The 25,999-nt window shown below is 67.3% G+C and carries 24 protein-coding genes; 19 read left to right on the top strand and 5 right to left on the bottom strand.

What is annotated here, in order from left to right; genetic code table 11:
• Window positions 1–73 precede the first annotated feature (73 nt).
• Entirely contained in the window at window positions 74–1,516 is a 1,443-nt protein-coding gene (locus AC36XV_RS09300) for a phospholipase D-like domain-containing protein (protein ID WP_492203408.1), read from the bottom strand.
• Between the two features lie 120 nt (window positions 1,517–1,636).
• Between AC36XV_RS09300 and AC36XV_RS09295 the strand changes: the two genes are divergently transcribed.
• Window positions 1,637–2,719 (top strand): AI-2E family transporter, encoded by a 1,083-nt coding sequence (locus AC36XV_RS09295; RefSeq protein ID WP_492203407.1) that lies wholly within the window; start codon window positions 1,637–1,639, stop codon window positions 2,717–2,719.
• Window positions 2,716–4,437, top strand: a complete 1,722-nt coding sequence (locus AC36XV_RS09290; protein WP_492203406.1) for an aminotransferase class V-fold PLP-dependent enzyme — start codon at window positions 2,716–2,718, stop codon at window positions 4,435–4,437. The genes AC36XV_RS09295 and AC36XV_RS09290 overlap by 4 nt, the downstream gene beginning before the upstream one ends.
• Before the next feature lie 64 nt (window positions 4,438–4,501).
• Here the strand turns inward: AC36XV_RS09290 and AC36XV_RS09285 are convergent, their stop codons facing one another.
• On the bottom strand, window positions 4,502–5,167 hold the full coding sequence (locus AC36XV_RS09285) for a CDGSH iron-sulfur domain-containing protein (protein ID WP_492203405.1): 666 nt from the start codon (window positions 5,165–5,167) through the stop codon (window positions 4,502–4,504).
• A 32-nt stretch (window positions 5,168–5,199) separates the two neighbouring features.
• Entirely contained in the window at window positions 5,200–5,829 is a 630-nt protein-coding gene (locus AC36XV_RS09280; protein ID WP_492203404.1) for a DUF6624 domain-containing protein, read from the bottom strand.
• A 16-nt stretch (window positions 5,830–5,845) separates the two neighbouring features.
• Between AC36XV_RS09280 and AC36XV_RS09275 the strand changes: the two genes are divergently transcribed.
• Together AC36XV_RS09275 and AC36XV_RS09270 are read left to right on the top strand one after the other, a co-directional pair.
• A complete protein-coding gene (locus AC36XV_RS09275; protein WP_492203403.1) occupies window positions 5,846–7,291 on the top strand; it encodes a RapZ C-terminal domain-containing protein in 1,446 nt (481 codons plus the stop codon).
• Window positions 7,292–7,310: 19 nt separating this feature from the next.
• Window positions 7,311–8,081 (top strand): nucleotidyltransferase family protein, encoded by a 771-nt coding sequence (locus AC36XV_RS09270; protein WP_492203444.1) that lies wholly within the window; start codon window positions 7,311–7,313, stop codon window positions 8,079–8,081.
• On the opposite strand, the gene AC36XV_RS09265 is transcribed toward AC36XV_RS09270, so the two are convergent.
• Window positions 8,078–9,349: a 6-bladed beta-propeller gene (locus AC36XV_RS09265; protein ID WP_492203402.1), complete on the bottom strand. Its 1,272-nt coding sequence runs from the start codon at window positions 9,347–9,349 to the stop codon at window positions 8,078–8,080. The two genes, AC36XV_RS09270 and AC36XV_RS09265, sit on opposite strands and share 4 nt — an antisense overlap.
• Before the next feature lie 478 nt (window positions 9,350–9,827).
• Between AC36XV_RS09265 and AC36XV_RS09260 the strand changes: the two genes are divergently transcribed.
• From AC36XV_RS09260 to recN, 15 genes are all read left to right on the top strand, one after another.
• Window positions 9,828–11,024, top strand: coding sequence for an NHL repeat-containing protein (locus tag AC36XV_RS09260; protein WP_492203401.1), 1,197 nt, complete (start codon window positions 9,828–9,830; stop codon window positions 11,022–11,024).
• Window positions 11,025–11,258: 234 nt separating this feature from the next.
• On the top strand, window positions 11,259–11,771 hold the full coding sequence (gene infC / locus AC36XV_RS09255) for a translation initiation factor IF-3 (protein ID WP_492203400.1): 513 nt from the start codon (window positions 11,259–11,261) through the stop codon (window positions 11,769–11,771).
• 19 nt (window positions 11,772–11,790) lie between these two features.
• A complete protein-coding gene (rpmI, locus tag AC36XV_RS09250; RefSeq protein ID WP_492203399.1) occupies window positions 11,791–11,985 on the top strand; it encodes a 50S ribosomal protein L35 in 195 nt (64 codons plus the stop codon).
• Between the two features lie 72 nt (window positions 11,986–12,057).
• Window positions 12,058–12,414 carry a 50S ribosomal protein L20 gene (gene rplT / locus AC36XV_RS09245; RefSeq protein ID WP_492203398.1) on the top strand — a complete coding sequence of 119 codons (357 nt, stop codon included), beginning with the start codon at window positions 12,058–12,060 and terminating at the stop codon, window positions 12,412–12,414.
• Complete coding sequence (gene pheS, locus AC36XV_RS09240; RefSeq protein WP_492203397.1) at window positions 12,411–13,454, top strand: phenylalanine--tRNA ligase subunit alpha; 1,044 nt, start codon at window positions 12,411–12,413, stop codon at window positions 13,452–13,454. The genes rplT and pheS overlap by 4 nt, the downstream gene beginning before the upstream one ends.
• Complete coding sequence (gene pheT / locus AC36XV_RS09235) at window positions 13,454–15,880, top strand: phenylalanine--tRNA ligase subunit beta (RefSeq protein ID WP_492203396.1); 2,427 nt, start codon at window positions 13,454–13,456, stop codon at window positions 15,878–15,880. Before pheS ends, pheT begins: the two co-directional genes overlap by 1 nt.
• A complete protein-coding gene (locus AC36XV_RS09230) occupies window positions 15,858–16,175 on the top strand; it encodes a hypothetical protein (RefSeq protein ID WP_492203395.1) in 318 nt (105 codons plus the stop codon). The genes pheT and AC36XV_RS09230 overlap by 23 nt, the downstream gene beginning before the upstream one ends.
• 10 nt (window positions 16,176–16,185) lie before the next feature.
• Window positions 16,186–16,512 carry a cell division protein ZapA gene (locus AC36XV_RS09225; RefSeq protein ID WP_492203394.1) on the top strand — a complete coding sequence of 109 codons (327 nt, stop codon included), beginning with the start codon at window positions 16,186–16,188 and terminating at the stop codon, window positions 16,510–16,512.
• 243 nt (window positions 16,513–16,755) lie between these two features.
• On the top strand, window positions 16,756–18,321 hold the full coding sequence (gene rny, locus AC36XV_RS09220) for a ribonuclease Y (RefSeq protein WP_492203393.1): 1,566 nt from the start codon (window positions 16,756–16,758) through the stop codon (window positions 18,319–18,321).
• A 48-nt stretch (window positions 18,322–18,369) separates the two neighbouring features.
• Window positions 18,370–19,260, top strand: coding sequence for a bifunctional methylenetetrahydrofolate dehydrogenase/methenyltetrahydrofolate cyclohydrolase FolD (folD, locus tag AC36XV_RS09215; RefSeq protein ID WP_492203392.1), 891 nt, complete (start codon window positions 18,370–18,372; stop codon window positions 19,258–19,260).
• Window positions 19,261–19,270: 10 nt separating this feature from the next.
• Window positions 19,271–20,458: an exodeoxyribonuclease VII large subunit gene (xseA, locus tag AC36XV_RS09210; RefSeq protein WP_492203443.1), complete on the top strand. Its 1,188-nt coding sequence runs from the start codon at window positions 19,271–19,273 to the stop codon at window positions 20,456–20,458.
• Window positions 20,455–20,715: an exodeoxyribonuclease VII small subunit gene (gene xseB, locus AC36XV_RS09205; protein WP_492203391.1), complete on the top strand. Its 261-nt coding sequence runs from the start codon at window positions 20,455–20,457 to the stop codon at window positions 20,713–20,715. The genes xseA and xseB overlap by 4 nt, the downstream gene beginning before the upstream one ends.
• Window positions 20,716–20,739: 24 nt before the next feature.
• The gene (locus AC36XV_RS09200; RefSeq protein WP_492203390.1) at window positions 20,740–21,642 is read left to right on the top strand and encodes a polyprenyl synthetase family protein; all 903 of its coding nucleotides are present in this window, start codon (window positions 20,740–20,742) and stop codon (window positions 21,640–21,642) included.
• 1 nt (window position 21,643) lies between these two features.
• A complete protein-coding gene (locus tag AC36XV_RS09195) occupies window positions 21,644–22,531 on the top strand; it encodes an NAD(+)/NADH kinase (protein WP_492203389.1) in 888 nt (295 codons plus the stop codon).
• Window positions 22,532–22,538: 7 nt separating this feature from the next.
• Entirely contained in the window at window positions 22,539–24,197 is a 1,659-nt protein-coding gene (gene recN, locus AC36XV_RS09190) for a DNA repair protein RecN (protein ID WP_492203388.1), read from the top strand.
• Here the strand turns inward: recN and AC36XV_RS09185 are convergent.
• Window positions 24,189–25,970 carry a hypothetical protein gene (locus tag AC36XV_RS09185; protein ID WP_492203387.1) on the bottom strand — a complete coding sequence of 594 codons (1,782 nt, stop codon included), beginning with the start codon at window positions 25,968–25,970 and terminating at the stop codon, window positions 24,189–24,191. The two genes, recN and AC36XV_RS09185, sit on opposite strands and share 9 nt — an antisense overlap.
• Between the last annotated feature and the right edge of the window lie 29 nt (window positions 25,971–25,999).

Below are 25,999 nucleotides of genomic sequence, written 5' to 3'. Positions count from 1 at the left end.
CGCCCGAGCCTCGCGGTCACGACGGTCCGGTGCCGATTGCGCGATTCCATTCGCTTTGTCCCGCCATTCTCGATCATAAGTAAGGAGAAAAGAGCCACGCGGTACCGTCTCTCAGCTTCTCGGGCAGGCTCCGTCGGTCCAGTTCGTCCCGGGACAGGGGACGCGCATCGTCGATCTTCTCGGCCACGATGCCGTCGAGCTGCGACACCAGCTCGCGATCATAGCACTCGACGTTGAACTCGAAGTTGAGGCGCAGACTGCGGGGATCCCAGTTTCCGGAGCCGAACAGGGCCCACCCTTCGTCGACCAGCATGAGCTTCGAGTGGTCGAATGGCGGTGGACTCAACCATACCCTCGCTCCGTGCTCCATCACGCGGGCCAGCTGTGCTCTCATCGCCCAACCGACGATCCGGAGATTGTTGACCTCGGGAATCACGATGTCGAGACGCACGCCTCCCAGGGTGACCACGTTCAGTGCACTGATCAAGGCCTGGTCGGGCAGAAAATACGGCGTCAGGATCCGTACGTGACTCCGTGCGGACCGGAGCGCGGCCAGGATGGTCCAGTGCAGCTTCTCGAAGTCGTCGTCGGGGCCGTCGCTGACCCCGCGTGCGGTCGTCGGACCGGAGCGGGGCAGGGAGGGACGCCACGGATCCCCGTCCAGGTGCTCTCCCGTCGTGTGCGTCCAGTCCTTGGCGAAGGCATCCACCAGCTCGCCCACCACCGGTCCATCGAGCTCGAAATGCAGGTCTCGCGTCGGCTGCCGGCTCTCGATGGACAGACAGGATGCTTCCCTGATGTTCAGGCCGCCCGCGAACCCGATGCGTCCGTCTACCACGAGGATCTTCCGGTGGTTCCTCAGGTTGAGGTACGCCATGTGCCACGGGACCATGCTGCCGCCGAACTGGGCGACACGGACCCCGCGCTCCGCGAGGACCCCGGGAGCGCGGGGCTTGCTGTAGGCGGCCCCCACCCCATCGATCAGGACCCGGACCTGGACGCCCCGCGCGGCGGCCCGGGAGAGGGCTTCGACGAACTTCCAGCCGATCCGGTCCACATCGAAGATGTACGTGACGAGCCCGACCGACGAGCGGGCCGCGTCGATCGCCTCCAGCATGGCGGGATACGCCTCGTCCCCGTTCCGGAGCGGGCGGACCCGATTGCCGGGCAAGAGCTCGTTCTGCGTCACCCGATCCATGGCGCGGGCCAGAGATCGAAGGGAATTCTCGACCGGAGGCGAGTCGGAAGGAGGCACGAGGGCGGGCGGGAGCCGGTGCCGGGCCGGCACACGGTCCATGCTCGCGTGGATCTCCGAGCCGCGCCGCTTGACCCGGTTGATCCCGAACAGGAGGTAGAGCAGGGACCCGAACACGGGGGCGAGCCATGCGAGCCCGATCCAGCCGATGGCGGCCCGCACCTCGCGCTTGTGAAGCAGCACGTGTCCCGACACGATGACCGAGAGCACCACGGTCAGGACTGCCGCGACGATAGGCCATGTCGAGAGAAGTCGAGTCAAGGCCGCCGGCTCCGCCTTTCTGAATCGCCGTTGACGACAGCACCATATCGCACGTTACCTTACGGTTTCGCGGACGGCCGCAACAGTTCCGCCGGCCGCAATCGAGTGCGGAGAAAACGGATGACCAACGGGACGGGGATCAGCAGGGCGGGACGCTTCCTCCTGTACGGGGCGGCGTTCGTGGTGCTCGTCGCCGGGGTGCGGACGGCCGAGTCCATCGTGGTGCCGTTCCTCCTGGCGGTGATGCTCGCCGTGATCTGCGCCACCCCGCTGCGCTGGATGCAGAGGAAGGGGCTCCCGACGTGGATCTCGGTGCTGGCGATCGTATTGATGCTGCTCAGCATCGGGACGATCACGGGCACCGTGATCGGTACCTCGCTGATCGACTTCACCCGGTCGCTGCCCGGGTATCAGGTGCGCCTCGAGTTGAAGGTGGACGAGCTGGTGCGGTGGCTCGCCTCGCACGGATTCGAGGTCTCTGGCCAGCTGCTGGCCGACTCCTTCGATCCGGGCGAGCTGCTGCGCGTGGTGGGGCGCATATTCACCGGCGTCGGCGACGTTCTCGGCAAGATCGCCATCATCCTCATCATTACCCTGTTCATACTGCTCGAGATCTCGGGTTTCCCGGGCAAGCTGCGGCTGGCCTTCCCGCGCGCGGGCCGCAACCTGCTTCCTTTCGCGGAAATCAACGACAAGGTCCGCCACTACCTGGCGCTCAAGACCCTGTTGAGCCTCGCCACGGGCGTGCTCGTGGCCGTGTGGCTCCGAATCATCGGTGTCGATTATGCACTCCTGTGGGGCCTGCTGGCGTTCCTGCTCAACTACGTGCCCAGCATCGGTTCGTTCATCGCGGCCATTCCGGCCGTCATGCTCGCCTTCCTCCAGTTCGGGCCGGGTGACGGCATCCTCACGGCGATTGGCTATCTGGTGATCAACACGGCGATCGGGAACATCATCGAGCCCAGGGTCATGGGCGAGGGAATGGGGCTCTCGACCCTGGTCGTGTTCCTCTCCCTGATCTTCTGGGGCTGGGTTCTGGGACCCGTGGGGATGCTCCTCTCGGTGCCCCTCACGATGATCATGAAGATCATCCTGGCCGCCAACGAAGAGACTCGCTGGATCGCCGTTCTCCTCGGGTCCCGACCCGCGGACGTGGTCGTGGGCGGGCCGGATGATGACCCGGCGGAGTGGGTCGGCACGTGATCGAGTTCGGTCCCGGGGACGGCAGTGAGCTCGTCGAACTGATCCGGTCTTCCGTGATCGGCGAGAACGAGGCCGTGCCGGGTCCGTTCGGTCCCCGGCGGGTCACCTATGCGGACTACACGGCCTCCGGGCGATCTCTGGGGATCATCGAGGACTTCATTCGGGAGTCCGTCCTGCCCCTGTATGCGAACACGCACACGGAGAGCTCCGGCACGGGCCTTCAGACGACGCGATTCCGGGAGGACGCCCGCCGGATCATCGCCCGGTGCGTAGGCGCCACCGACGATCACGCCGTCATCTTCTGCGGCACGGGGTCCACAGGGGCGATCGATCGTTTGATCGGAGTCCTGAATCTGCGCATCCCGGCCGATCTCGACGATCGGTACCAGCTTTCGAAGCACATTCCCGCCGAAGAGCGGCCGGTCGTGTTCATCGGGCCGTACGAGCACCACTCGAACGAGCTGCCGTGGAGAGAGTCGATCGCGGACGTCGTCACCATTCACGAAGACCTTCACGGCGGGATCGACCTCGGTGAGCTCGAAGAGCGGCTGCTGGAGTTCGAGGGCCGTCCCTTGAAGATCGGCTCCTTCTCGGCCGCTTCGAACGTGACCGGCATCACCACCCCCGTGCGCGAGGTCTCGGTGCTTCTGCACCGCCACGGCGCACTGTCCCTGTGGGATTTCGCGGCTGCAGCGCCCTACGTGGGAATCCGCATGGGCCCGGCCGGGGAGACCGGCGAGGACCGGCTGGACTACAAGGACGCCGTCTTCATTTCGCCCCACAAGATGATCGGCGGGCCGGATACGCCGGGCATCCTCGTGGCGCGGCGCGAGCTGTTCACGAACCGCGTTCCCGTGGTCCCGGGAGGGGGGACCGTCTGGTACGTGAATCCGGATGATCACCGGTATTTCGAAGACCCGGAGCAGCGGGAGGAGGGCGGTACACCCCAGATCATAGGGGCGATTCGGGCCGGTCTCGTCTTCGCGCTGAAGGAAGCCGTGGGCCAGGAGGTCATCCGCGAGCGGGAGGAGTCTTTCATCCGGCGGGCCATCGATTCCTGGAGCGCGAACCCGAACATCGAGATCCTCGGGGACAGGGCGCACGAGCGGCTGTCGATCGTTTCCTTCGTGATCCGCCAGGGAGATTCGGGCCAGTACCTGCATCACAATCTGGTCGTGGCCCTGCTGAACGACCTGTTCGGAATCCAGTCTCGCGGAGGCTGTTCGTGCGCCGGTCCGTACGGGCACCGACTTCTGGGTATCGACGTCGAGACCTCCCGCGAGTTCGAACGGGAGATCGGTCGAGGGTGTGAGGGGATCAAGCCGGGTTGGGTTCGGGTGAACTTCAACTACTTCATCTCGGAAGCGGTGTTCGAGTTCATCCTCGATGCCGTCCACTTCGTGGCGAACCACGGCGGAAAGCTGCTGAAGCAGTACGACTTCGATCCACACTCCGGCCTGTGGACCCACAGCCGGGGGCGCACCCGCCCTCCGATGAGCCTGTGGGACATCCGGTACACCCCGGCCGGGATTGAATGCCCGCGTCACCGTTCCGCGGCAGGGGAGTCGGAGCTGGAGAGCTACCTCGAGGAGGCGGCCAAGATCGTGGCTCGGGCCGAGGACGGGGGTCCGTCCGGACGGTGCGCCGACGTCCTCACGGAGGACTTCGAGCACCTGCGGTGGTTTCCGCTGCCGGGGGAGTGCGGCGCCGGACGATAGCGATAGACCCCCAGGGCGCGCGGGTTCAGTGGGGTCGCGGTACGTTCGTCGGTGCGCTCGTTCGTCACCCCGCCGTCGGGTCGTCGGTCCGAAAGCCGGCTTCGCGGTGGCTCCCGTCGCAGAAAGGCTTGTTGCCCGAGTGCCCGCACCGGCACAGGGCGCAGGCCGCTCCCTCGGCTGCCGCGCCGTCGTCCCCCTCGATCCGGAAGCGGCCCTCGAGCACCAGCGGGCCGTCGGTCCGCAGTCGAACGGTCAGGTGAGTGGAGTCGTCGTCCCCGGCGGGACGCACCCGCGGGTCGTCGAGGTATCCCGGGTCGTCGAAGTCGGCCTCCGCGTGCTTCCCATCGCAGAACGGCTTGTGGTCCGAATGGCCACAACGACAAAGCGCCATTCTCGCCAGCTTCATGATCTCGACACGGTCGGAATCCACGATGCGCAGGTCCCCCGAGGCGTACACCGGGCCTCCGGGACTCACGCGCAACTCGTTCGGAGGCTCGGCCGTCTCCTCCTCGCCTCCGTCGGTTCGCTCGTACGTCAGGGCTCCCGTGGGGCACCGCCTCACCACCTCGGCCACCTTCTCGGCCGGGGCGGCGCCGGCCTCGATCCACGGCTTTCGATTCGGATCGAATACCTCAGGCAGCCCGCTCACGCACTCGGCCGCGTGGATACACCGCTTCGCGTCCCAGGCGACGCGGATTCCCGATCCCTCGTATTCCCGGACCTTCCCCATTCGTCCTCCGTGGTGTCTCGTTCAGGTGCTCGTCAGCGCCAGCCGCGGTCGACCAGCCACTGCACGTACTCCCGCTGCTTGCGGTCCCGGTCCGACGGGGGACGGTCGCCTCGGGCTTCCGCGTCGCGCCGGACACTCTCGACGTGCTCGGCAAGCGGCGGAAGGCCCACGGCCTCTCTCCGCCGGTCCACATCCTCCGGCCTCTCCAACTCCAGGGGAGACAGATCGCCGTTCCGGTCCCAGTCCAGGATGGTTCCGTAGCGCTGCGGCCTGCCCTCCAGAGTGCGAATACGATCCTCCACGCGCGCCAGCCGACCTGGATCGGATTGGCCACGGCCCACTGCGATCTCGAGCAGACGCCGGCCCAGCCGGAGGATGTCCGGCCGCGAGATGGAGTGCATGAGCAGGATCCATGCAGCCTCTTCGGCTTCCTCTCCGAACCTCCGCGCATCCGGCCAGCCGCAGGTCCGGAGTATCCCGTCGAGGCGCTCGGCGTTCCGCAGGTGTACCCTCTCCATGCGGGCGTGGTACGTGTCGAACAGGACGCCGAGGGCCACGAGCTCGTCGCGAACGCGTCGGTCCTCCTCTCGCATGGACCGAAGCTCCCGCGCGACCGCTTCGGTATCGATCTTCTTGCGGTTGCGCCCCGCATCCTCGGCCATACCTTCTTCCCCCACCATGCAGGAACGTCTGATCGAACTGTATCGGGCCCAATTCGGGGCGGCTCCGACGGCGGTGCTCGCGCTCGCCGGCGATGGCTCGAACCGCGCCTATCGAAGGCTGCTGGGCGGCGACGAGCCGGTCATCGGGGTCATGGGCCCCGACCCGGAGGAGAATCGCGCATTCCTCTCGTTCACGCGAGCGTTCCTCGGCATCGGCTTGCCCGTGCCGGACCTGTACGCAGCGGACGAGGAGGGTGGCGTGTACCTGCTCGAGGACCTCGGGGATGTCACGCTGTTCGACGCGCTGGAAGAGGCGCGCGCGTCCGGAGGGGGGACTTTCCCGGAGCCGATCGCTTCCCGGTACCGGGAGGTAGTTCGCTGGCTCCCGCGCTTCCAGGTGCGGGGTGGGGAGGTGGTGGATTACCGGGACGCGTACCCGCGCGAGGCGTTCGATCGCCAGTCGATCCTCTGGGACCTCAACTACTTCAAGTATCACTTCCTGAAGCTGGCGCACGTTCCGTTCAACGAAGCGCGACTCGAGCACGACTTCGAGACCCTGATCGGGTTCCTCCTCGGAAGCGACCGCGACCACTTCATGTATCGTGACTTTCAATCACGAAACGTGATGCTGAAGAACGGTGCTCCGCGCTTCATCGACTACCAGGGCGGCCGGCGCGGGGCGCCCGAGTACGACATCGCATCGATCCTCTACGATGCGAAGGCCGACCTGCCGGACGACCTGCGGGACGAGCTCCTGGACGAGTATCTCGCGGCGCTTTCGGAAGAGACGACGGTCGATCCGGACCGGTTCCGGCTCTCGTACCCCGGCTACGTGCTCGTGCGCATCATGCAGGCCCTGGGCGCCTACGGTTACCGGGGGTTCTTCGAGCGAAAACCGCGCTTCCTGCGCAGCGTTCCCTTTGCCGCCCGAAACCTCGGTGCTCTGCTGAACCGGGGTCTCCCGGTCGAAGTTCCCGAGCTCGAGCGCGTGTTCGCGCGCATCGCGTCCGCCTGGTCCATGCCCGACTCCGAGCCGGGACACGGAGGCCTCGTCCTGCACGTGTTCAGCTTCAGCTATCGCCGGGGCTATCCGGAGCCGGTGGACGGTCACGGCGGCGGATTCGTGTTCGATTGCCGATCGGTTCCCAATCCCGGCCGCGAGGCCGTCTATCGGCGGCTCACGGGCACGAACGAGGAGGTCGTGCGATTCCTGGCGGGGAGGGAGGAGACCCAGAGGTACTGGGCGAGCGTGCGAGCCCTGTGCGAGGGGCACGTGGCCGAATACCAGAGGCGCGGGTTCGAGAGCCTCACCGTTTCCTTCGGCTGCACAGGCGGCCAGCATCGCTCGGTGTACTTCGCCGAGCGCCTCGCGTCCCACGTGCGCGAGGCATTTCCCGAGGTGCGGGTCCACGTGCACCACCGGGAGGCACCGTACTGGCCGGCCGGCGGGGCCGGCGAGTAAGGGTCGCGCCGTGGACGGGATGATTCTGGCGGCCGGCCTCGGAACCCGGCTGCGTCCCCTCACCGACGAGGTCCCCAAGGCCCTGGTGACGGTGGACGGGGTCACGCAGCTCGACCGCACGCTGTCGCGACTCGGGGAGGCGGGCTGCGATCGCGTCGTGGTGAACGTGCATCACCACGCCGGCCTCATCGAACGCCATCTGGCCGGGGCCGTTGCGAGTGGCGGGCGGACTTCGGGATCGGTCGCAACACCGGATGCCCGGGAACCGGTCGAAGTGGTCGTGTCGCTCGAGGAGGACAGGCGGCTCGACACCGGCGGGGGGATCCGGCAGGCGAGACGCTTCTTCCGCGGCGATCGAACGATTCTCGTGCATAATGTGGACGTGATCTCGGAGGTCGACCTCGGCCGTGTGGCCCGTGCGCACGAGTCCAGCGACGCCCTGGCGACGCTCGTGGTCCAACGCCGCGAGGCCAGCCGCTACCTGGTCTTCGACACCCTGGGGCTGTGCGGGCGAATCGACGCCGAAAGTGGAGCCGAGGAGTGGGCTCGCGAGCCTGCCGCGCCGACCTGGAGGGCGGGCTTCACGGGCATCCACGCTCTGCGCCCGGACCTTCCGGAGAAGCTCATCGAGGACGGCGCCTTCTCCATCATGACCGCCTACCTTCGACTCGCTTCCGCCGGCGCGCGGATTCTGCCCTTCGACGCCACGGGAGATCTCTGGCTCGACATCGGTTCCCCGGAGCGCCTGGCCCGCGCCCGGCGGGTCATCGAGGCGGGCCGGGGAGTCTAGCCGCTCGGAGCGGATCCGACCGCCGGCTTCCCGACCACCGCGCCCACCACGAAGGGGACCTCGAGCTCGTCCCGGGTGACCGCGTAGAGGTAGCCGTTTCGGATGATCGGCGGTGGGTAGAAGGCGATCGGGAAGGGTGAAACCACCTGGCCCAGGTAGCGTCCCTCCGGATCGAACACGTCGAACAGGCGGTCTTCCGATTCCTCGCTCGAGACCAGCCTCACCCACAGGTAGCCGGCGTCGTCGAGCAGGAACTCGTCGAAGGCCGGCTTCACGTCCGGAATCCGCGACCAGTCGGGCTTACCGCCGGCCTTCACGAATTCTTCCAGGTTCTCCCTCGCCTCATCCACGTCGGCGGTGGTGACGGGAAGGGGCTCGTAATCCCGCCGGATCGACCTCAGGGTGTCGCCCTCCCAGCTCAGCTGGAAGATCCGGTAGTCTCCGGTAAGGCCCGCCCACCAGGTCCCGTCTCGATTCAGCCGCCACTCGAGAGACGGCGTGTACGGCACTCCCGTCCTCCACCAGTTGTTCTCGTTTCGGAGCTCGAAGAACTGTCGCTCCCCGGGATACTCCGGGGGGGCGACGGAGTCGATGGGCTGGAGATCGGAGCCGTACCGCACCATGACCAGCCCCACTTCCTCCTCGGCTGCGGTGTCGATCCCGTACGTGTAGAAACGACCGGAATCGTCGAACCCACCCGGCCAAGGCATTACGACGACGCCGCCGATCGTGGGGTGGCTCGCCACGAAGGCTCCGGTGGTGTCGACCACCGAGAGGCGGTTGTTGGACGGATCGACGATCCAGAGATTCCCGTCCGGCCCCCACTCCATGCCGATGACCCGGTTGAACTCGCCCGGGCCCTCACCCTGGCGGCCCACCGTCTTGAGATAGCCTCCCTGAGGGTCGAACACGCGCAGCTCCTGGGCCTGGCCCTCGAAGATCCAGAATCGGCCGTACGCGTCCACGTCGAAGTCCGTGATCGCTCCGAACATGTCGGGGCCTTCTCCGTCGAGCGTTCCGATTCGCAGCTGTTCGTCGAGCGTCCAGGCCTCGTCAGGACCCCACAGGGGACGGTTCGGGTTGTAGACGGAGATCTCGCCGCTGGCGAGCGTGTCCACCGTTCCGCCCCAGCCGCTGGCGGCCGACTCATCGGCGCAGGCGGCCACGGTCAGCCCCAGAATGACGACCACGAGCAGAGCCCAGGCCATGACGAGGAGACGACGGGCGGAGGCATCGTAGAGACGCCAGGGGCGGGGCTGGCCGATCATTGCGCTCTCCCTGCGGGCATCCGGGTAGTCAGAGGCGCCCGAGCACGGGCACCCGTACGCCCGTAGGACACTACGGGACGGCATAGGGTTGGTCGGTGGCTTCTGGAAGGGGGATCGCGGCCGGACCGCGGAACCTGACCGGAGACCGGCTCGAGCCAAAGGCTCGCTGCGCCCCGCACCGGCCTCCGGACCAGATTCAGCGTGAGCGTCCTCGCGAAAGCCGCCGTTTCCGACCGACTCGCGTGTCGGCTCATCTTCTATTTGCCGCTCGAGGCCGAAAAGTTACATCGACCTAAACGCGGTCGGGCCTCCAGATGTCCCTACAGGTGACCCTCGCCTTCGGGGCGCTCTCGAGGTCCGGCGTGACCCGCGCATTCGGTCGCTCCGGATTCGCCGAACCCGAGAGGGGCGTCGGACGAGTGCATGCGTGTTGCACACTTCAATCATTGCAATCGCTTAAACGGTTTTGAGTAAAGTGATGTCGAGAACACTCCCGGCGAGTCTCGCGCTGATCGCATCGCTCTCGGGTTGCACCGAGAATTCGGCCGGGCCCGAGTCCGGTCCACAGTCGTTTGTCCTGTCCGAGATCTGGACCGTCGGCCGAGCCGAGGGGGCCGGTCCGGACCTGTTCGGAGACATCGGCGGACTCCTGGTGGATTCTCTCGGACGCGTCCACGTCCTGGACGTGTCGGCGGGAGAGGTTCGGGTGTTCGGCCCGCAGGGTGCTCACGTGCGGACCTACGCCGGACCGGGATCCGGTCCGGGAGAACTGCTCGGCCCTGCCGGCCTTGCCCTGTCCGGTGCGGGCGAGATCTGGATCCTCGACGTGACGAACAACCGCTGGTCCGTCTACGACACCGCGGGGTTGTACCGGGCGGACATCCGACGTCCGGCGAGCGGCTTCTCCCGACCGTGGATGGGAGGGTTCGACGGAGAAGGACGCCTTCTGGACGTCACATTTCGTCCAGCCGGGGAGGAGATGGAGCTGATCCTCGTACGTTTGGAGATCTTCCGCCGCGCGGACGGGCGGCCCGCGGCGGTACAGCCGACGGACACCTTTCCGCTCCCGCGTCCACCCGCGGACCGATTCATCGTCACGGAGATCGATGGTTCGGGTCGCAGGCGGCAGGTGTCGGTCGCCATTCCGTTCACGGCGGGGCTTCGCCGGGAGCTTTCCCCCGGCGGCAACGTGTGGGAGGCGAGAACGGACCGATTCCGCCTGATCGAATTCGTTCCCGGCGGCGACACGCTGCGCCGCGTGGAACGAGAGGCGTCCGCCCTGCCGGTGTCTCCCTACCAGCTCGATTCGGCGCTCTCGGTGCTCGGCGAGCGGACGAGCCCGGATCTCGACTATGACCGGAGCCGCATTCCCGGGACCTGGCCGGTGCTGGAGGGATTCTTCGCGGACGGGAAGGGGCGCCTCCTCGTTCGACCGATCGAGCAGCCCCCGGTGCTCGGATTCGATCTACTCGAGACCGGAGGGGAGTGGATACGCCTCCGCTCGAAAAGCCGCCTCGAGCTCGAACCGAGACCCGCCGTGCGTGGAGATACCTTGTGGGCCGTCGTGCGGGACGAGCTCGGGGTCGACCGGGTTCGCAAGGCGACCTGGAAAGGAGCTCCGAGCGGTCACGGGTCCCGCGGAGCGCGCGTTGACACCCCGGGGGGAGCGCCCTAACTTCTCGCCCCTGAAAAACACGGAAAGTGGAGCGATTGCTCCCACCTTTCGGCGGGTCCGACTCCGGGGAGTCGGCTCAGCTGCCGGGTAGATTCACGGAGCCGCGATCCGATCACGGGTCGCGTCTTTGTGCGTGCCCGGTCGGCGTTCGTCGAGCGGGCTTTTTCGTGTTCGGCGCTTCGTATCGGGCCTGCCGGAGCGGCGATCGATCTACACGGCCCCGGAAGAGGTGAAGTGAGCCAGGAAGAACTGCGCGTAAACGACAGAATCCGCATCAGCCCTGTCCGACTGATCGACGTGGATGGAGATCAGGTCGGAATCGTGTCCACCGACGAGGCCCGGTCGATCGCCGCCGAGCGCGGATTGGATCTCGTGGAGGTGGCGCCGAACTCCCGGCCGCCGGTTTGCCGGATCATGGACTACGGGAAGTTCAAGTACGAACAGGCCCGGAAGGCGCGGGAGGCGAAGAAGAAGCAGCACGTCATCCACGTCAAGGAAATCAAGATGCGGCCGAAGATCGAGGACCACGACTTCGGGTTCAAGCTGAGGCATGCGCGGCGCTTCCTCGAGGACGGTGACAAGGTGAAGTTCACGCTCCGGTTCCGGGGCAGGGAAATGACGCACCCCGAGCTCGGTGAACGGGTCCTGGAGAGAGTGAAGGAGGAGCTCGAGGAGCTCGGTAACGTGGAGACGGACATACGCAGAGAAGGTCGGACCATGACGATGCTCATCGGTCCCAAGGGATAGCTGAAAGGAAGAGCAGATCATGCCGAAGCAGAAGACCAACCGGTCCGCAGCCAAGCGGTTTCGCAAGACGGCGACGGGCAAGTTTCGACGCAACAAGGCGTATCACAGCCACATCCTGACGAAGAAGAGCCCGAAGCGGAAGCGAAACCTGCGCAAGAAGACGCTGGTGGCTAAGGCCGACGAGAGCCGGGTTCGAAGACTGCTCGGCGGCTGATCCCGGCCTGTATCGGCCCACGGCGGTCGGCGGCGAGCAACGGAATAGAGACATCGGGAAGAGGATATCGACATGGCGCGTGTCACCACGAGCGTAGCTCGGAAGAAGCGCAAGAAGAAGGTACTCAAGCAGGCCCGGGGGCAATTCGGGGCCCGGTCGAAGCTCTACCGCACGGCGAAGAACGCGGTGGAGCGGGGATGGGCGTATTCCTACCGGGACCGACGTCGCCGCAAGCGGGACTTCCGGCGGCTCTGGATCGCTCGAATCAATGCGGCCACTCGTGAGCACGATCTCTCGTATTCCCGTTTCATCGCGGGTCTGCGGAACGCGGGTGTGGATCTGAACCGCAAGGCGCTCGCCGATCTCGCGGTGCGCGAACCGGAAGCGTTCGCCGAGCTCGCGCGTCTGGCGAAAGAGCACGGTCATTGACCGGTACGGACGAATCCGCAGGTCTCCGGGAGACCCTGGAGACCCTCCGAATCGAGGCCGTCGAGGCGATCGAGGGGGCGGAGGACGAGGCGTCCCTCGAGGAGGCCCGCGTCCGTTTCCTGGGCCGGAACGGGCTTCTCTCCAGGGCGCTCTCGCGGCTCCGGCAGCTGCCCGCCGAGGAGCGTCCCGAGGCGGGGAAGACGGCCAACCAGGTCAAGCAGACGCTCGAGACGACTCTCCAGCTGCGTACGGAAGAGCTGGCGAAGCTATTGGAGCCGGAGACCGGAGAGGAGCTGGATCTCACCCTTCCGGGTCGTCCCTCCTGGCGCGGTGCGGCTCATCCGGTCAGCCTCGTGATCGACGAGATCTGCGAGATCTTTCGCGAGCTCGGCTTCACGAGAGCCGCAGGTCCCGAGGTGGAGACCGACTGGCATAACTTCACCGCTCTGAACATCCCGCTCGACCATCCGGCGGCGGACATGCACGACACCTTCTACCTGGACGATGGCGTTCTCCTGCGCACGCACACGTCGCCCGTTCAAGCGCGCGTGATGCTCGAGCACGAGCCTCCGGTCCGGATTCTCGCTCCCGGTATGGTGTTTCGGCGTGACCCCTACGATGCCTCTCATGCTCCCGCCTTCGAGCAGGTCGAGGGTCTCGCGGTGGACGAGGGCATCGACTTCATCGAGTTCCGGGCCGCCATCGACTACTTCGTGCACCGGTTCTTCGGCCCCCGGACCCGGACACGGTTTCGGCCCTCGTACTTCCCCTTCACCGAGCCCTCGGCGGAAGTGGACGTGAGCTGCTTCATCTGCGAGGGGTCGGGGTGCTCCACCTGCAAGCGCACGGGGTGGATCGAGATCATGGGAAGTGGAATGGTGAACCCGGCGGTGTTCGAGGCCGTGGGATACGATCCGGAGCGGTACACCGGATACGCGTTCGGCATGGGACCGGCACGCATCGCGATGCTGCGGTACCGGATTCCGGACATCCGCATTCTGTACGAGGCCGATGCGGGCTTCCTGGAGCAGTTCGCCTGATGGACATCAGCGTCGGCTGGCTCCGGGCTCTCGCTCCCGATCTGGAGGGTAGCGCGGAGGAGCTCGCGTCGCGGCTCAGCTCGCGTGCCGTGCCCGTCGACCGGGTGCAGCCGGTCGGCGAGGGGCTGACGGACGTGCGGATCGCGCGGGTCGTGGAGGTCCGGCGGCACCCGAACGCGGATCGGTTGTGGTTGTGCCGGGTCGATGCCGGTGGCGCCGAGCCGCTCGACGTGGTCTGCGGAGCACCCATCGTGGTGGAGGGTGCGTTCTATCCCTTCATTCCGGCCGGTGGCACCCTGCCGGGCGGGTTCAAGATCGAGCGCCGCAAGATCCGGGGCGAGATCAGCAACGGGATGTTGTGTTCCGAGAAGGAGCTGGGGCTCGGACGCGATGCCGCGGGGATCATGAGGCTGGCCGACGGCCACACGCCCGGGGATCCGCTCGGGGTCGCCCTCGGACTGCCGGACGCCCGGCTCGAGGTCGACCTGACCCCGAATCGAATCGACCTCGCCTGCCACCTCGGGGTCGCGAGAGAGCTCGCGCCCGGCGGGACCGCCGCCCTGACCCTGCCGACATTCGGCGGTCCGTCGTGGGAGCCCGAATGGGAGTCGGATCCCCGCTCGACGGCCGCGGGCGGCGTTCGGGTAACGATCGAGGACTCCGATCGCTGCTTCCGTTACCTGGCGGCGATCGTGCGCGGCGTTCGCGTCGGTCCGTCGCCCGAGTGGCTTCAGTCGCGGCTACGGGCGGCCGGTTCTCGCCCGATCAACAACGTCGTGGATTCGACGAACTACGTCCTCCTGGAGCAGAATCAACCGCTCCACGCGTTCGATCTCGACCGGATCGATGGGCCCGAGATCCGGGTCCGTGCCGCTCGGGATGAAGCGCATCGGACGCTCGACGGCCAGGACCACAGGCTCGGAGCCGAGGTGACCGTCATCGCGGACGCCGAGCGACCCGTGGCCCTCGCCGGCGTGATGGGAGGTGCGGATTCCGAAGTGTCCGAGGGGACCTCCGATCTGCTGATCGAATGCGCCGCGTTCGACCCTCGCCACACCCGTCATACGGCGAGGGCCGCGGGCCTCGCCACGGATGCGTCCTATCGCTTCGAGAGGGGGATCGACGAGTCGGCCATGGAGGTGGCTCTGCAGCGCTGTGTGGAGCTCATTCTCGCCACGGCTGGCGGCCGGGCCGATCCGGTGGCGATCCGGGTGGGGAGAGCGCCGGAGGCCCCGGCGCTCGCGACTCTCCGACGGTCTCGAGTTCGCGCCGTGCTCGGCCTCGACCTGTCGGATCCCGAAGTGCGTGACCTGCTGTCACCGATCGGATTCGAGGTCGTGCCCTCCGGCCCGGACGACCTCACGGTGACGGTGCCCACCTGGCGGGGCGACGTGCGGACGGAAGCCGATCTGCTCGAGGAGGTCGCGCGCACCTACGGGTATGATTCGTTCCCGGAGGAGAAGCGCTCGTTCCGGCCCAGCGCGGTTTCCGACAGCTCGACGTGGCGGCGCGCCGACCGGGCGCGTCGCAGGATGGTCGGGCTGGGGGCCCTGGAAGCCCGCAGCTCGAGCTTCGTGGCGGCCAACCGCACCTCCGGCCGGCCGGCTCGACTTCTGAAACCTCTGTCGGAGTCCGAGTCGTATCTTCGGACCGATCTGGTGCCCGTGCTCCTCGGCCGTCTCGAACACAACTGGTCCCGCGGTCGGCGGGACGTCCGGCTGTTCGAGATCGGCACCGTCTTCCAGGCCGGGTCGGCCGAATCGGTTCCTTTCGACGAGGAGATGCGGGTCGCGCTCGTGGCGACGGGCCTGCGCGCCCCTGCGCACTGGAGCACAGACGACGCGGACGTCGACATCTGGGACCTGAAGGGCTGGATGGAGGCACTGGCTGACGATCTCGGGCTTGGACGGCTCCAGCCGCGCGACGCGGCCCCCGAATGGGAGGGGCTTCCGATCGGGTCGGAGTGGCTGTCGTCGGAGTCGCTCTGCATCTTGCAGGGGAACCGGCCGGTGGGAGTGGCGGGTCGGGTCCGCGACGAGGCCGTCGACGCCCCGGTGTGGGGGGCACCGGTGTACGCCGCGGAATACAGGCTCGCGGCCGTGCAGCTGGAGGATCGTCGACCGTACGAAGATCTTCCCACGTTCCCCGCCGTGGCCCGTGACCTGGCCATCGTTCTCGGGCGCGACGTGCCGGCCGAAGGTGTGGCGGCGGCGATCCGGTCGGCGGGACCGGACACGCTGGAATCCGTGAGCCTGTTCGACGTCTACGAAGGGGACCGGGTGGGCGAGGGGAAGCGCAGCCTTGCCTGGCGGCTCGTTTTCCGGGCCGCGGACCGGACCCTGACGGACGAGGAAGTGGAGGGGGCCGTGAAGTCGATCACCGTCAACCTGGAGGAACGATTCGATGCCAGAATCCGCTCCTCATGATCCTGCTGCCGTGGCGGGTGAGCTGGATGCCCTCGAGCAGGGGATCGGCAAGCTCGTTCGGGAGCTCGAGGAATATCGTGGTCGGGCGTCGGTCGCAGAGGAGGAGCACGCGCGGCTTCGTGGACTGCTCGAGCGGTCCGGTGTGGATGCGTCGGATCCGGGCTCGCTCGATCGACGCCTCCAGGAGTTGACGGAGGAGAACTCCAGACTGAAGGAAGTGCTGCGCGAGGCCCGAGCGCGAGCGGGCCGCATCCGCGCGCGGCTGATCGTGATGGAAGACGAGTCCGCGGGCTGAGGAGTGAGCGATGAGTGAAGGGCCGGCAAAGGCTACGGTTCGCGTCACGATCTTCGGCGAAGAATATGCCATTCGCTCGGACGCTCCCGAGGAGTATACGCTGGAGTGCGCCCGCTACGTGGACGAAGCCGTCCAGAAGGCGCACGTGCACGGGCAGGTGGCCGAACCGCATCGCGCCGCCGTCCTCGCGGCTCTCCAGATCACCGATGAGCTGTTCCGCAGCCGCAGGGATCTAACCGCCCAGACGGAAGGTGTCCTCGGACGGCTGACCGACCTGCGGAAGGATGTCGATGCGGTGGTCGAGGGCAGCGGCGGCGGCTTGCGGTCGGGCGATTGACCGGGCAACTTGGAGTCTCCGTCGAGGCAGGCGCTGGCTTTCGCGAACGGTCGAGTTGACGCATAGATGGCACGGTCCGCGCAAGAGGGATAGCGCGGGCAGGAGCGTGCATCGGGCCGGCGGGGCCTCAGCGGGGCCGCCGGCCTCGTCTTTTTTAGGTCGGTGAACGATGGGCTGGTGCGCGACCCCGGACCCGATCCCCGGCGTCGCGTTCCTCTTCCCTGTACATAGATGGAGCGGGCGATGGACATCAACCTCATCACCATTCTTGCCGCGGCCGTATCTCTGATCGCCGGCGTCGTGGTCGGCCGGGTTCTCTACGCCCGACGTGCCGCCGCAGCTAAACGTTCCGCCGAGGACGAGGCTGCGGCGATCGTCGATGCCGCCCGGACCGAGGCGGACAACCTCCGGCGTTCGGCCGAGCTTCAAGGAAAAGAGGAAGGGTACCGTCTCAAGCAGGAACTGCTGGAGGAGGCGGAGCAGCGGCGGGTCGAGCTCGAGAAGACCGAAAAGCGGCTGCTCGAGCGTGAAGAGGGGCTCGAGCGAAAGCTCGACGTGCTCGATCAGCGACAGGAGCGGGTGGCGAAGCGGGAAGAGGAGGTCGCCCAGCGCCGCGATGAGCTGAAGGCAGGCGAAGAAAAGCTCGAAGCCGACCGTACGGCCCTCACGGTCACGCTCGAGAAGACGGCCGGGCTCACGGCGCGCGAGGCCCGGGCCGAGCTCGTCGCGCAGATCGAGGATGAGGCCCGCGCGGAAGCCTCGCGAACCGTTCGCGACATCAGGGAGCGGGCGCGGCGGGAGGCGGAGCGAGAGGCCCGGAAGATCATCGCCATGTCCGTTCAGCGGCTCGCCGTGGACCACTCCTCGGAGATCACCGTGTCGGTGGTCCCGCTTCCGAGCGACGACATGAAGGGGCGGATCATCGGGCGTGAAGGACGGAACATCCGATCGTTCGAGGCCGCGACCGGAGTGGACGTGGTGGTGGATGACACTCCGGAAGCCGTCATTCTCTCCAGCTTCGATCCCATCCGCCGTGAGGTCGCCCGGATCGCCATGGAGCGACTCGTCGCGGACGGCCGCATTCACCCGGGTCGCATCGAGGAGGTCGTGGAGAAGGCGGCCGAAGACGTGAAGGGGGAGATGCGCGAGGCCGCCGAGGAAGTCCTGTACGAGCTCGGGATCCACGACCTTCCCGAGTCCCTCCTCGACGCGCTCGGTAACCTCAAGTTCCGCACGAGCTACGGACAGAACCAGCTGGCACACGCCCGAGAAGTGGCCCTGCTGTCGGGCAACATGGCTGCCGAGCTGGGACTCGACGTGGCGATGTGCAAGCGGATGGCCCTCCTCCACGACATCGGCAAGGGCCTCACGCACGTGCAGGAAGGGAGCCACGTCGAGATCGGCTACGAGCTGTGCAAGCGAGCCGGCGAGGACGATCCCGTCCTGAACGCGATCCGTGCGCATCACGGCGAGGAGCCGGCGCAGTATCCCGAGACGTTCCTGGTCACGGCGGCCGACGCGATTTCCGGGGCGCGACCGGGAGCCCGCCGCGAGTCGTTCGAGCACTATGTCAAGCGGCTGGAGAAGCTCGAGGAGATCGCTCGCTCCTACACGGGCGTGTCCAAGGTGTACGCCATTCAGGCCGGTCGGGAGATCCGCATCATGGTGATACCCGACAAGGTGTCCGACGAAGAGATGGCGGCTCTGAGCGAACAGACCGCCAGCCGCATCGAGGAGGAACTGCAGTATCCGGGTCAGATCAAGGTCGTGGTGGTCCGGGAGACCCGGGCCGTGAACTTCGCCCGGTAAGAACCGGTCGTCCGAGCGATGCGCCGGTCGTAATCACAGGAGAGGACCATGTCCGCCAGGATCATAGACGGTACGGCGATCGCGCAGGCGGTGCGCGACGAAGTCAGTCGGGAAGTCGATGAACTGAAGGCCGAGGGGATCGAGCCCTGCCTGGCCGTGATGCTCGTAGGCGAGAACCCGGCGTCAAAGGTCTACGTCGGAATGAAGGAAAAGAAGTGCGCCGAGGTCGGAATCCGGAACGTCGACCGGCGGCTCCCCGAGGACACCTCGCAGGATGAGATCCTGGGGATTCTCGATGCGTGGAACGAGGACCCCGCGGTTCACGGTATCCTCGTCCAGCTTCCGCTGCCGGACCACGTGGACGAAAAGACCGTCATGGAGAGGATCCGTCCGGACAAGGATGCCGACGGATTCCATCCGATCAACGTCGGTCGGCTCGCCAGCGGGGACCCCGATGCCTTCCGCCCCTGCACGCCAGCCGGCGTGCAGGTGATGCTGCAGCACATCGGCTACGACCCGTCCGGCAAGCACGCCGTGATCGTGGGCCGCTCGAACATCGTGGGGCGGCCCATGGCCGCCATCCTGTCACAGAAGGCCCCGTGGGCCAATGCGACGGTGACGATGGCGCACAGCCGTTCCGAGGACCTGGGAGCGATCACCCGATCGGCGGATCTCCTCATCGTCGCGGTGGGGCGACCCGACGCCGTCACGGGGGAAATGGTGTCGGAGGACACGGTCGTCATCGATGTGGGCGTGAACCGGGTGGAGGACGATACCCGGGAGCGCGGATACCGCCTCGTGGGCGATGTCGCATACGACGAGGTGGCCGCCAAGGCATCGTGGATCACGCCCGTGCCCGGAGGCGTCGGGCCGATGACGATCGCCATGCTGCTGAAGAACACGGTCACGGCAGCGAGGCGCCTCTCCAGCCTCGCCTGAGGGTAGCGACATCGATCCGGCCACCAGGTCCGGGGAACCCGGCCGCACGCCCGCTTCCGCCGTTCCGGTAGGCGAGGTCAACGAGGCGGTCCGTGAGGTGCTCGAGTCGTCGTTCGCGCCCCTGTGGGTGAGGGGCGAGATCGGCCGCTGGCATCGACATCGCTCGGGCCACTGCTACTTCGCGCTCCGCGACCGGGATGCGCAGATCGACTGCGTGATGTTCCGCTCCGACGCACGCGGCCTTCCCACCGATCCCGACGATGGCATGGAGGTCTGTGCCTTCGGTCGGGTGACCGTCTATCCGGCGGGGGGGAAGTACCAGCTGGTCGTTCGGGCGATCGAGGCGGTCGGGGAGGGTTTGTGGCGCCTCGCGTTCGAACGGCTGCGGACCGCACTGGCGGCGGAAGGGCTCCTTGACCCGGATCGCAAGCGACGCCTTCCGGCCGTCCCTGCTGCGGTGGGCGTGGTGACCTCACGTTCCGGGGCTGCGCTCAGGGATGTGGTCGCCGTCGTTCGCCGCCGAGCCCCGTGGACGCGCATCGTGGTTTCGGATTGCCGCGTGCAGGGCAAGGAGGCTGCGCCCGAGATCGTGGCGGCGCTTGATCGGGTCGTGCGCCACGGTTCCGTCGACGTCATCATCGTGACGAGAGGGGGTGGATCGGTCGAGGATCTGTGGGCCTTCAACGAGGAGTCGGTGGCGAGAGCGATCGCCGCCAGCCCCGTCCCGGTCGTATCGGCCGTGGGGCACGAGATCGACTTCACCATCGCCGACCTGGTGGCCGACCACCGTGCGCCAACGCCCTCCGCGGCTGCGGAGACGGTCGTACCCGAGGTCCGATCGCTCTACCGGGATCTGGATGCGAAGGCCGGGAAGCTGGTCGAGGCGCTTCGCGATCGGGTCCGCCGGGGTCTCGAGAGAGCCCGGGAGGATGCGGACCGCCTGGCCCGGGCCACGCACGAGGTTCTCGGAGAGAAGGGCCACGCCCTGTCGATGGCGTCCGCCCGATTGGACGCCCTGAGCCCGCTGGCCACGTTGGAGAGGGGATACGCCGTTCCGCTGTCCGATGACGGCACGGTGCTCCGGCGGACCCACATGTTTCAGCCGGGACGGGAGTATCGATTGCGGGTAGCGGACGGCATCGTGCGGAGCGTGACGGTCGAGGCGCGCGATCTACCTTTGAACGGCGAGGTTACATGATGGAGGAGGACCGAAGCTTCGAGGAGGCCATGGTCGAGTTGGAATCGATCGTGGATGCCCTCGAGAGACGGGACCTCGGCCTGGACGAAGCGCTCGCCCTGTTCGAAGAGGGGGTGGGACACCTGCGTCATGCGACACGGAAGCTGGATACCGCCAATGGCCGGGTCGAGGAGCTCATCGAGTCGGCTCTCGGCTCGTGGGAGCTTCGTCCCGTCGGCGAGGGAGAGGAGGGCGACGGTGGACCGGACTCCGAGTAGGCGCCCGGGAGAGGGATCCCGACCGTGACCGACTCGACCGGCACCGTGCATGGACTCCAGGAGCTGAGGCTCGAGTTCGATCGCGCCCTCGAGACTTTTCTTTCGGAGGAGCTCGGGCCACTTCCCCCGGCGGTGACCGGGGCCGTCCGCTATTCCGTAACCAGCCCGGGCAAGCGAATCCGCCCGCTTCTTCTGATGGCGGCCTATCGCTGCCTGGGTGGGAGCCATCCCGCCATTGCCGATCTGGCGCTCAGCGTCGAACTCGTGCACGCCTACTCCCTGGTGCACGACGACCTTCCCTGCATGGATGACGACGTGCTGCGGCGGGGACGAGCCACGGTTCACGTGAAGTACGGGGTCGCCTGCGCGGTTCTCTCGGGGGCTGCGCTGATGCCGCTGGCCGTCCGCTCCATCGTGCGGAGCGGTTCGTGCCTCGAGCTCGACCCGAGCACCGTGGACCGCCTCGTCACCACCCTCGCATCGGCCGCCGGCGCCTCCGGCATGGTCGGCGGTCAGCTGCTCGACCTGCGGGCGGAGGGCAGGGTCGTGGAGCAGGAGCAGCTGGAGCGGATCCACTCCGGAAAGACGGCCCGTCTGATCGCGGCCTGCGTCGTGATGGGAGGCATCGCGGCGGGGGCGGAGCAAGCGAAGCTCGATGCCCTGGAGCGTTACGGTCTGAATCTCGGACTGGCCTTTCAGGCCGTGGACGATATTCTGGATCTCAGGGGAACCTCGGGCCAGCTCGGCAAGGAGAGCGGGCGCGACCGCGACCTGGGCAAGGCCACGTATCCCTCGCTCTTCGGCGTGGAGCAGACCGAGCGTATGAGCCGGGCATTCGCCCGGGCGGCGATCTCCGAGCTGGAAGGCATCGGCGAGTCGGAGCAACTCCGCGCCATCGCGTCCTACGTCATCGAGAGGACCCACTGACATGCGACTCGGAGTGCTGTCCCAGCCCCATCATCCCGCGCTTCACCAGATCGTGGATCGGCTCCGGGTCTGCGCGGACGAGATCGGCGCCGAGCTGGTCCTCGCGGCGGACCTGCTGGCTTCGACGGGGGGAGAGGGACCGGCCCTCGAGGATGTCGTTGGAGAGGTGGACTTTCTTCTCACCCTCGGCGGCGATGGCACTCTGCTTCGTGGAGCCCGGCTTGCGGGGCCGCGTGACGTTCCCGTCGTAGGGTGCAATCTCGGCAAGCTGGGTTTCCTCACGTCGGTGCCCCTGGATGAGCTGGAAGATCTCCTGCGTCGCCTCGAGGACGGGCGTTATGCCGAAGAGCGCCGCCTGGCTCTGCACGTGGGTCTCCATCCCGCAGCGGACTCCGACGGCGACGCGCCGGCCGAGTCCCGGCAGTCCTTTTACGCGCTCAACGATGCCGTGGTGCACAAGGGGGGCTTCGCGAGGCTGATGGCGATGCGGGTCTGGGTGGATGAGGAGGAGGTCGGCCAGTACAGCGCCGATGGCATCGTCGTCGCCACGGCGACCGGCTCGACGGCCTACAGCCTTTCTGCCGGCGGTCCCATTCTCGTGCCCTCGCTCGACGCCCTGGTGGCGACCCCGATCTGCCCGCACACGATGGCCATTCGTCCGGTGGTGGTGCCGGCGGGTGCGACGATCCACGTCGAGATCCTGAGCCGCATGGATGGCATTCTCGTCACGGTGGACGGGCAGAGCGGAGGACGCCTCGGGGGCGGTGGACGAGTCACGGTCCGGCGATCGCCACATCCGGTTCGCCTGATCCGGATGCCGGACCAGAACTTCTTCTCCGTTCTCAGACAGAAGCTGCGCTGGGGCGACGTGCGTCCCTCGGCCGACTGACCGCTCCATGCTCACCGAGCTTCGCGTCCGCAACTATGCGGTGATCGATGATCTGCGTCTCAACCTCGGGCCCGGCCTCAACGTGCTCACGGGGGAGACCGGCGCCGGCAAGTCTCTGATCGTGGGAGCGCTGGGGCTGCTTCTCGGGGAGCGAGCCTCGTCGGACGTCGTGCGGACGGGCGAGGAAGGCGCGCTCGTCGAAGGCGTCTTCGACCTGTCGGCGCTGCCGGAGCTGGCCGGTGAGTGTCAGGAGCAGGGGATCGAGCTCGAAGACGGTTGGCTGATCCTGCGGCGCGAAGTCCTCCGAGAGGGGCGCAACCGGGCCTGGGTCAACGGCTCTCCGGCGACGGCGAGCCTGATTGGACGGCTGGGGGAGCGACTGGTCGATCTCCACGGACAGCATGAGCACCAGGCTCTGCTGGCTCGCGACGCGCAGCGGGAGATTCTCGACGCGTTCGCCGGAGCGGGCGACGTGGCACGGCGCACCGCAGAGGTTTTCGAACGGTGGACGGCCCTTCGTGCCCGAATCGCCGCCGGGCGGGAGCGCGCGGAGGCGACGCGTGAACGAGCCGAATTCCTCGAGTTCAGGGCTCGGGAGATCGAGGCCGCGGCGCTGGAGCCCGGCGAAGAGGAAACGCTGCGTGCGGAAGCGAGGCGACTGGAACACTCGGAGGAACTGCTGGAGCTCGCCTCTTCCCTGTATGAGGGGGTGTACGGCGAGGAAGGAGCCATCGTGGAGGCGACGGGCGCTCTGTCGCGTCCGATCGGTGAGCTGGTCCGCATCGATCCGGAGGCGGCGGACGTAGCCGAGATCTTCGATAACATCCGCACGCTGCTCGCCGAGCTGGGCACGCGCCTCGAGCGCTACCGGGGCTCGGTGGAGCACGATCCTCACCGGTTGGCGGCCGTCCGTGAGCGACTGGACCTGATCCACAGGCTCAAGCGCAAGTATGGGGGTTCGATCGAGGAGGTGCTCGAGGCGGGCCGAGCCGCCCGGGCCGAGCTGGACGAGGCCGACCGGAGCGTGTTCGACCTCAAGACCCTGTCCGAGGAGGCGGACTCGGCGCGAGGCGAGCTGTTCGACGCCGCGTCCGAACTCTCGGCGCTCCGCCGGGAGGCGGCTTCGCGACTGGCGGTGCAGGTGACCGACCTTCTCCACGAGCTCGGGATGGAGGGCGGTCGATTCAGGGTCCGGTTTCTGGACCTGGAGCAGCCCGGGGCCCACGGAGCCGAGCGGGTGGAGTTCGAGGTCGGTCTGAACGTCGGCTTCGACCCCGCGCCGCTGGCTCGCGTGGCGTCCGGCGGTGAGTTGAGCCGCGTCATGCTCGCGTTGAAGTCGGTTCTCGCAGCCGTGGACGGAGTTCCCAGCCTCGTGTTCGACGAGATCGATGCCGGCGTGGGCGGTCAGGTGGCTCTGAGCGTGGCCACGCGCCTCTCCGAGGTCGCCGAACGGCACCAGGTATTCGTCGTGACCCACCTTCCCCAGATTGCCTCGCGCGCCTCGGTCCACCTGCGAGTCGAGAAAGCGCGCGACGGCGACATCGCGTCCGCGACCGTGACGAAGCTGGAAGGAGAGGCACGAGTGAAAGAGCTGGCGCGGATGCTCGGCGGGGATCCGGATCGGGAAGCGTCCCGCAGGCACGCCGCCGAGCTGCTCTCAGAATAGCTGCAGCGGCACCCTCAGCGAGGCGGTGACCACGCCCCAGGCCGGCGTCTGTCCTCCCTGCCCGGCGATGGCGGTCTGCCACAGGAACGCCACGTCTACCGGTAATCCGGCGCGCCCGGCGGCGAACAACCGGGTCGTCCGATAGTAGCCACCGATGCCCAGCATGTGTCGCGTCTGCGAGGTCTCCCATTCGAGCGGTGCCGCGTCGACGGATCCCTGCGAGCTGTACGTGTCCGATTTCTTGTTCCAGAAGGAGTACTCGACGGCCAGCGAAAGGGCTTCCGTGATCGAGAACCGTGGCGATACCACGATCTGCAGGAAATTGCCGAGGTCCCGCGTCACCTCCGTCTTCTGGGAGGCATACGCGTAGGGAGCTCCCGGCGCGGCCACCCGTCGGACGAGTTCGTCGGACATCTGTATGCCGAGCGTCGCGCCGATCACGGCGAGGAACCGCTGCCCCACCCCGATGTCCTGGAAGATCTCCAGTTCGAAGTCGGCCGTCCCCGTTCCCACCGGCTGCTGAAGGAAGACGTCCGGATTCGTGTACGGGTCTTCGTCGGGACTCCCGAGCGGGAGCCGATACCGGGCGCCCACGGTCGTGCGCCAGCGAACTCCTGGAGAGGGAGGAACGACGGAGGTCGTATCCGGGGCGGCCGTAGAGGTCGTGTCCGGGGGCGCAGTGGCCGTGTCCTGGGGCGCAGAGGCCGTGTCCGGGGCCGCGGCCGTCGAATCGGTCTCTGCCGGTCCACCTGCGGTGACCGGCTCCAGGTCAATGGGTTCCTCGGGCGCGGCGGCGGGCTCGGGACGTTCCGGCCAGCCGAAGGTGTCCAGCAGTTTGAAGCGCACCCCGAGCTCGATTTCCGGAATGGCCCAGCCGCGCGTCACGTTCTGCAGCGGCTGGCCGAGTACGGGGTCGTATTGAAAGTAGGCATTCAGGTCCGCGCGGGCGGCCGAGGCCGGAAGGCTGAATCCGGGCAGCGTGACACCGAACGACTGGAAGCCGGTCTCGAAGCCCCCGTACGTCCCGGTGATCTCCTGTCCGGCGGCGCTTCCCGACGTAAACAGGTATTGCCCGGACATCACCCGGGCGCCGAGGGCGTCCTCGAAGGCCTGCGAATCCGCCAGGAGCTGAAGCACGGTCGCCGAATCCGCCGGTGACAGACCGCCGCCGTCGAGCACCGCCTGAAGCTCGGCCTGGGCCGCGTCGAACTGGGAAAAGAAGGTCGACGGGTCGGCCAGAACCGAGTTTCCGCGCACGAGTTCTGCGGCCGCGGAATCGAAGCTGAATCCGATTTCCACCTCCGTCTTCACCAGGGGGGCGGAAACCTCGATCGCGGCGAAGCCACCGATGCCGAACTGGAGCCCGAGTGGAATTCGCCGCTCGAATACATCGATGCTTCCGAAATCGAGAGCGCCCAGGTTCAGCTGTTCCGCGGTGATCGGAGTGAACCCGAGCGCCCCGGCATCCTGGTTCACCACCGCGAGCATCGGGTCGAGGCCTGGAAACAGCCTCTCCGTCAGGGTGCCGTCGTAGTGTGCGTAGACCGGCTCCCTCTGGCCATCGTCCGCCACATCGCTGTCTTCGGCGAACTGCTCGTTCCAGCTGTAAAACTCGGGTGCGAACTCGATCCAGAGGGATCCCGCCTGCGGAATCCGGGCGTCCCGGTCCCTCTGCTGTCCGAGGAGACTGCCCGGACCCAGGACCAGTGCCGCCAGTGCGACGCCGGCCGCCCAGCCGGGGCGACGCCAGATTGGAGCCGGACTCCGGGACATGTGTTCTCCCGTGGCGTGAACCTGCTCAC

The sequence above is a fragment of the Candidatus Benthicola sp. genome, assembly GCF_058719085.1.
Note: the sequence above shows the minus strand (reverse complement) of the source record. Positions and strands in the feature narration are given on the sequence as shown.

What these genes read in the sequence shown, in the direction of transcription:
- recN (WP_492203388.1), top strand. Translation starts at nt 22,539, where the DNA reads ATGCTCACCGAGCTTCGCGTCCGCAACTATGCGGTGATCGATGATCTG.
- AC36XV_RS09195 (WP_492203389.1), top strand. Translation starts at nt 21,644, where the DNA reads ATGCGACTCGGAGTGCTGTCCCAGCCCCATCATCCCGCGCTTCACCAG.
- pheT (WP_492203396.1), top strand. Translation starts at nt 13,454, where the DNA reads ATGGACATCAGCGTCGGCTGGCTCCGGGCTCTCGCTCCCGATCTGGAG.
- AC36XV_RS09295 (WP_492203407.1), top strand. Translation starts at nt 1,637, where the DNA reads ATGACCAACGGGACGGGGATCAGCAGGGCGGGACGCTTCCTCCTGTAC.
- rpmI (WP_492203399.1), top strand. Translation starts at nt 11,791, where the DNA reads ATGCCGAAGCAGAAGACCAACCGGTCCGCAGCCAAGCGGTTTCGCAAG.
- AC36XV_RS09225 (WP_492203394.1), top strand. Translation starts at nt 16,186, where the DNA reads ATGAGTGAAGGGCCGGCAAAGGCTACGGTTCGCGTCACGATCTTCGGC.
- AC36XV_RS09275 (WP_492203403.1), top strand. Translation starts at nt 5,846, where the DNA reads ATGCAGGAACGTCTGATCGAACTGTATCGGGCCCAATTCGGGGCGGCT.
- AC36XV_RS09265 (WP_492203402.1), bottom strand. Translation starts at nt 9,349, where the DNA reads ATGATCGGCCAGCCCCGCCCCTGGCGTCTCTACGATGCCTCCGCCCGT.
- folD (WP_492203392.1), top strand. Translation starts at nt 18,370, where the DNA reads ATGTCCGCCAGGATCATAGACGGTACGGCGATCGCGCAGGCGGTGCGC.
- AC36XV_RS09230 (WP_492203395.1), top strand. Translation starts at nt 15,858, where the DNA reads ATGCCAGAATCCGCTCCTCATGATCCTGCTGCCGTGGCGGGTGAGCTG.
- AC36XV_RS09185 (WP_492203387.1), bottom strand. Translation starts at nt 25,970, where the DNA reads ATGTCCCGGAGTCCGGCTCCAATCTGGCGTCGCCCCGGCTGGGCGGCC.
- AC36XV_RS09270 (WP_492203444.1), top strand. Translation starts at nt 7,311, where the DNA reads ATGATTCTGGCGGCCGGCCTCGGAACCCGGCTGCGTCCCCTCACCGAC.
- rny (WP_492203393.1), top strand. Translation starts at nt 16,756, where the DNA reads ATGGACATCAACCTCATCACCATTCTTGCCGCGGCCGTATCTCTGATC.
- xseB (WP_492203391.1), top strand. Translation starts at nt 20,455, where the DNA reads ATGATGGAGGAGGACCGAAGCTTCGAGGAGGCCATGGTCGAGTTGGAA.
- AC36XV_RS09260 (WP_492203401.1), top strand. Translation starts at nt 9,828, where the DNA reads ATGTCGAGAACACTCCCGGCGAGTCTCGCGCTGATCGCATCGCTCTCG.
- AC36XV_RS09285 (WP_492203405.1), bottom strand. Translation starts at nt 5,167, where the DNA reads ATGGGGAAGGTCCGGGAATACGAGGGATCGGGAATCCGCGTCGCCTGG.
- rplT (WP_492203398.1), top strand. Translation starts at nt 12,058, where the DNA reads ATGGCGCGTGTCACCACGAGCGTAGCTCGGAAGAAGCGCAAGAAGAAG.
- AC36XV_RS09280 (WP_492203404.1), bottom strand. Translation starts at nt 5,829, where the DNA reads ATGGCCGAGGATGCGGGGCGCAACCGCAAGAAGATCGATACCGAAGCG.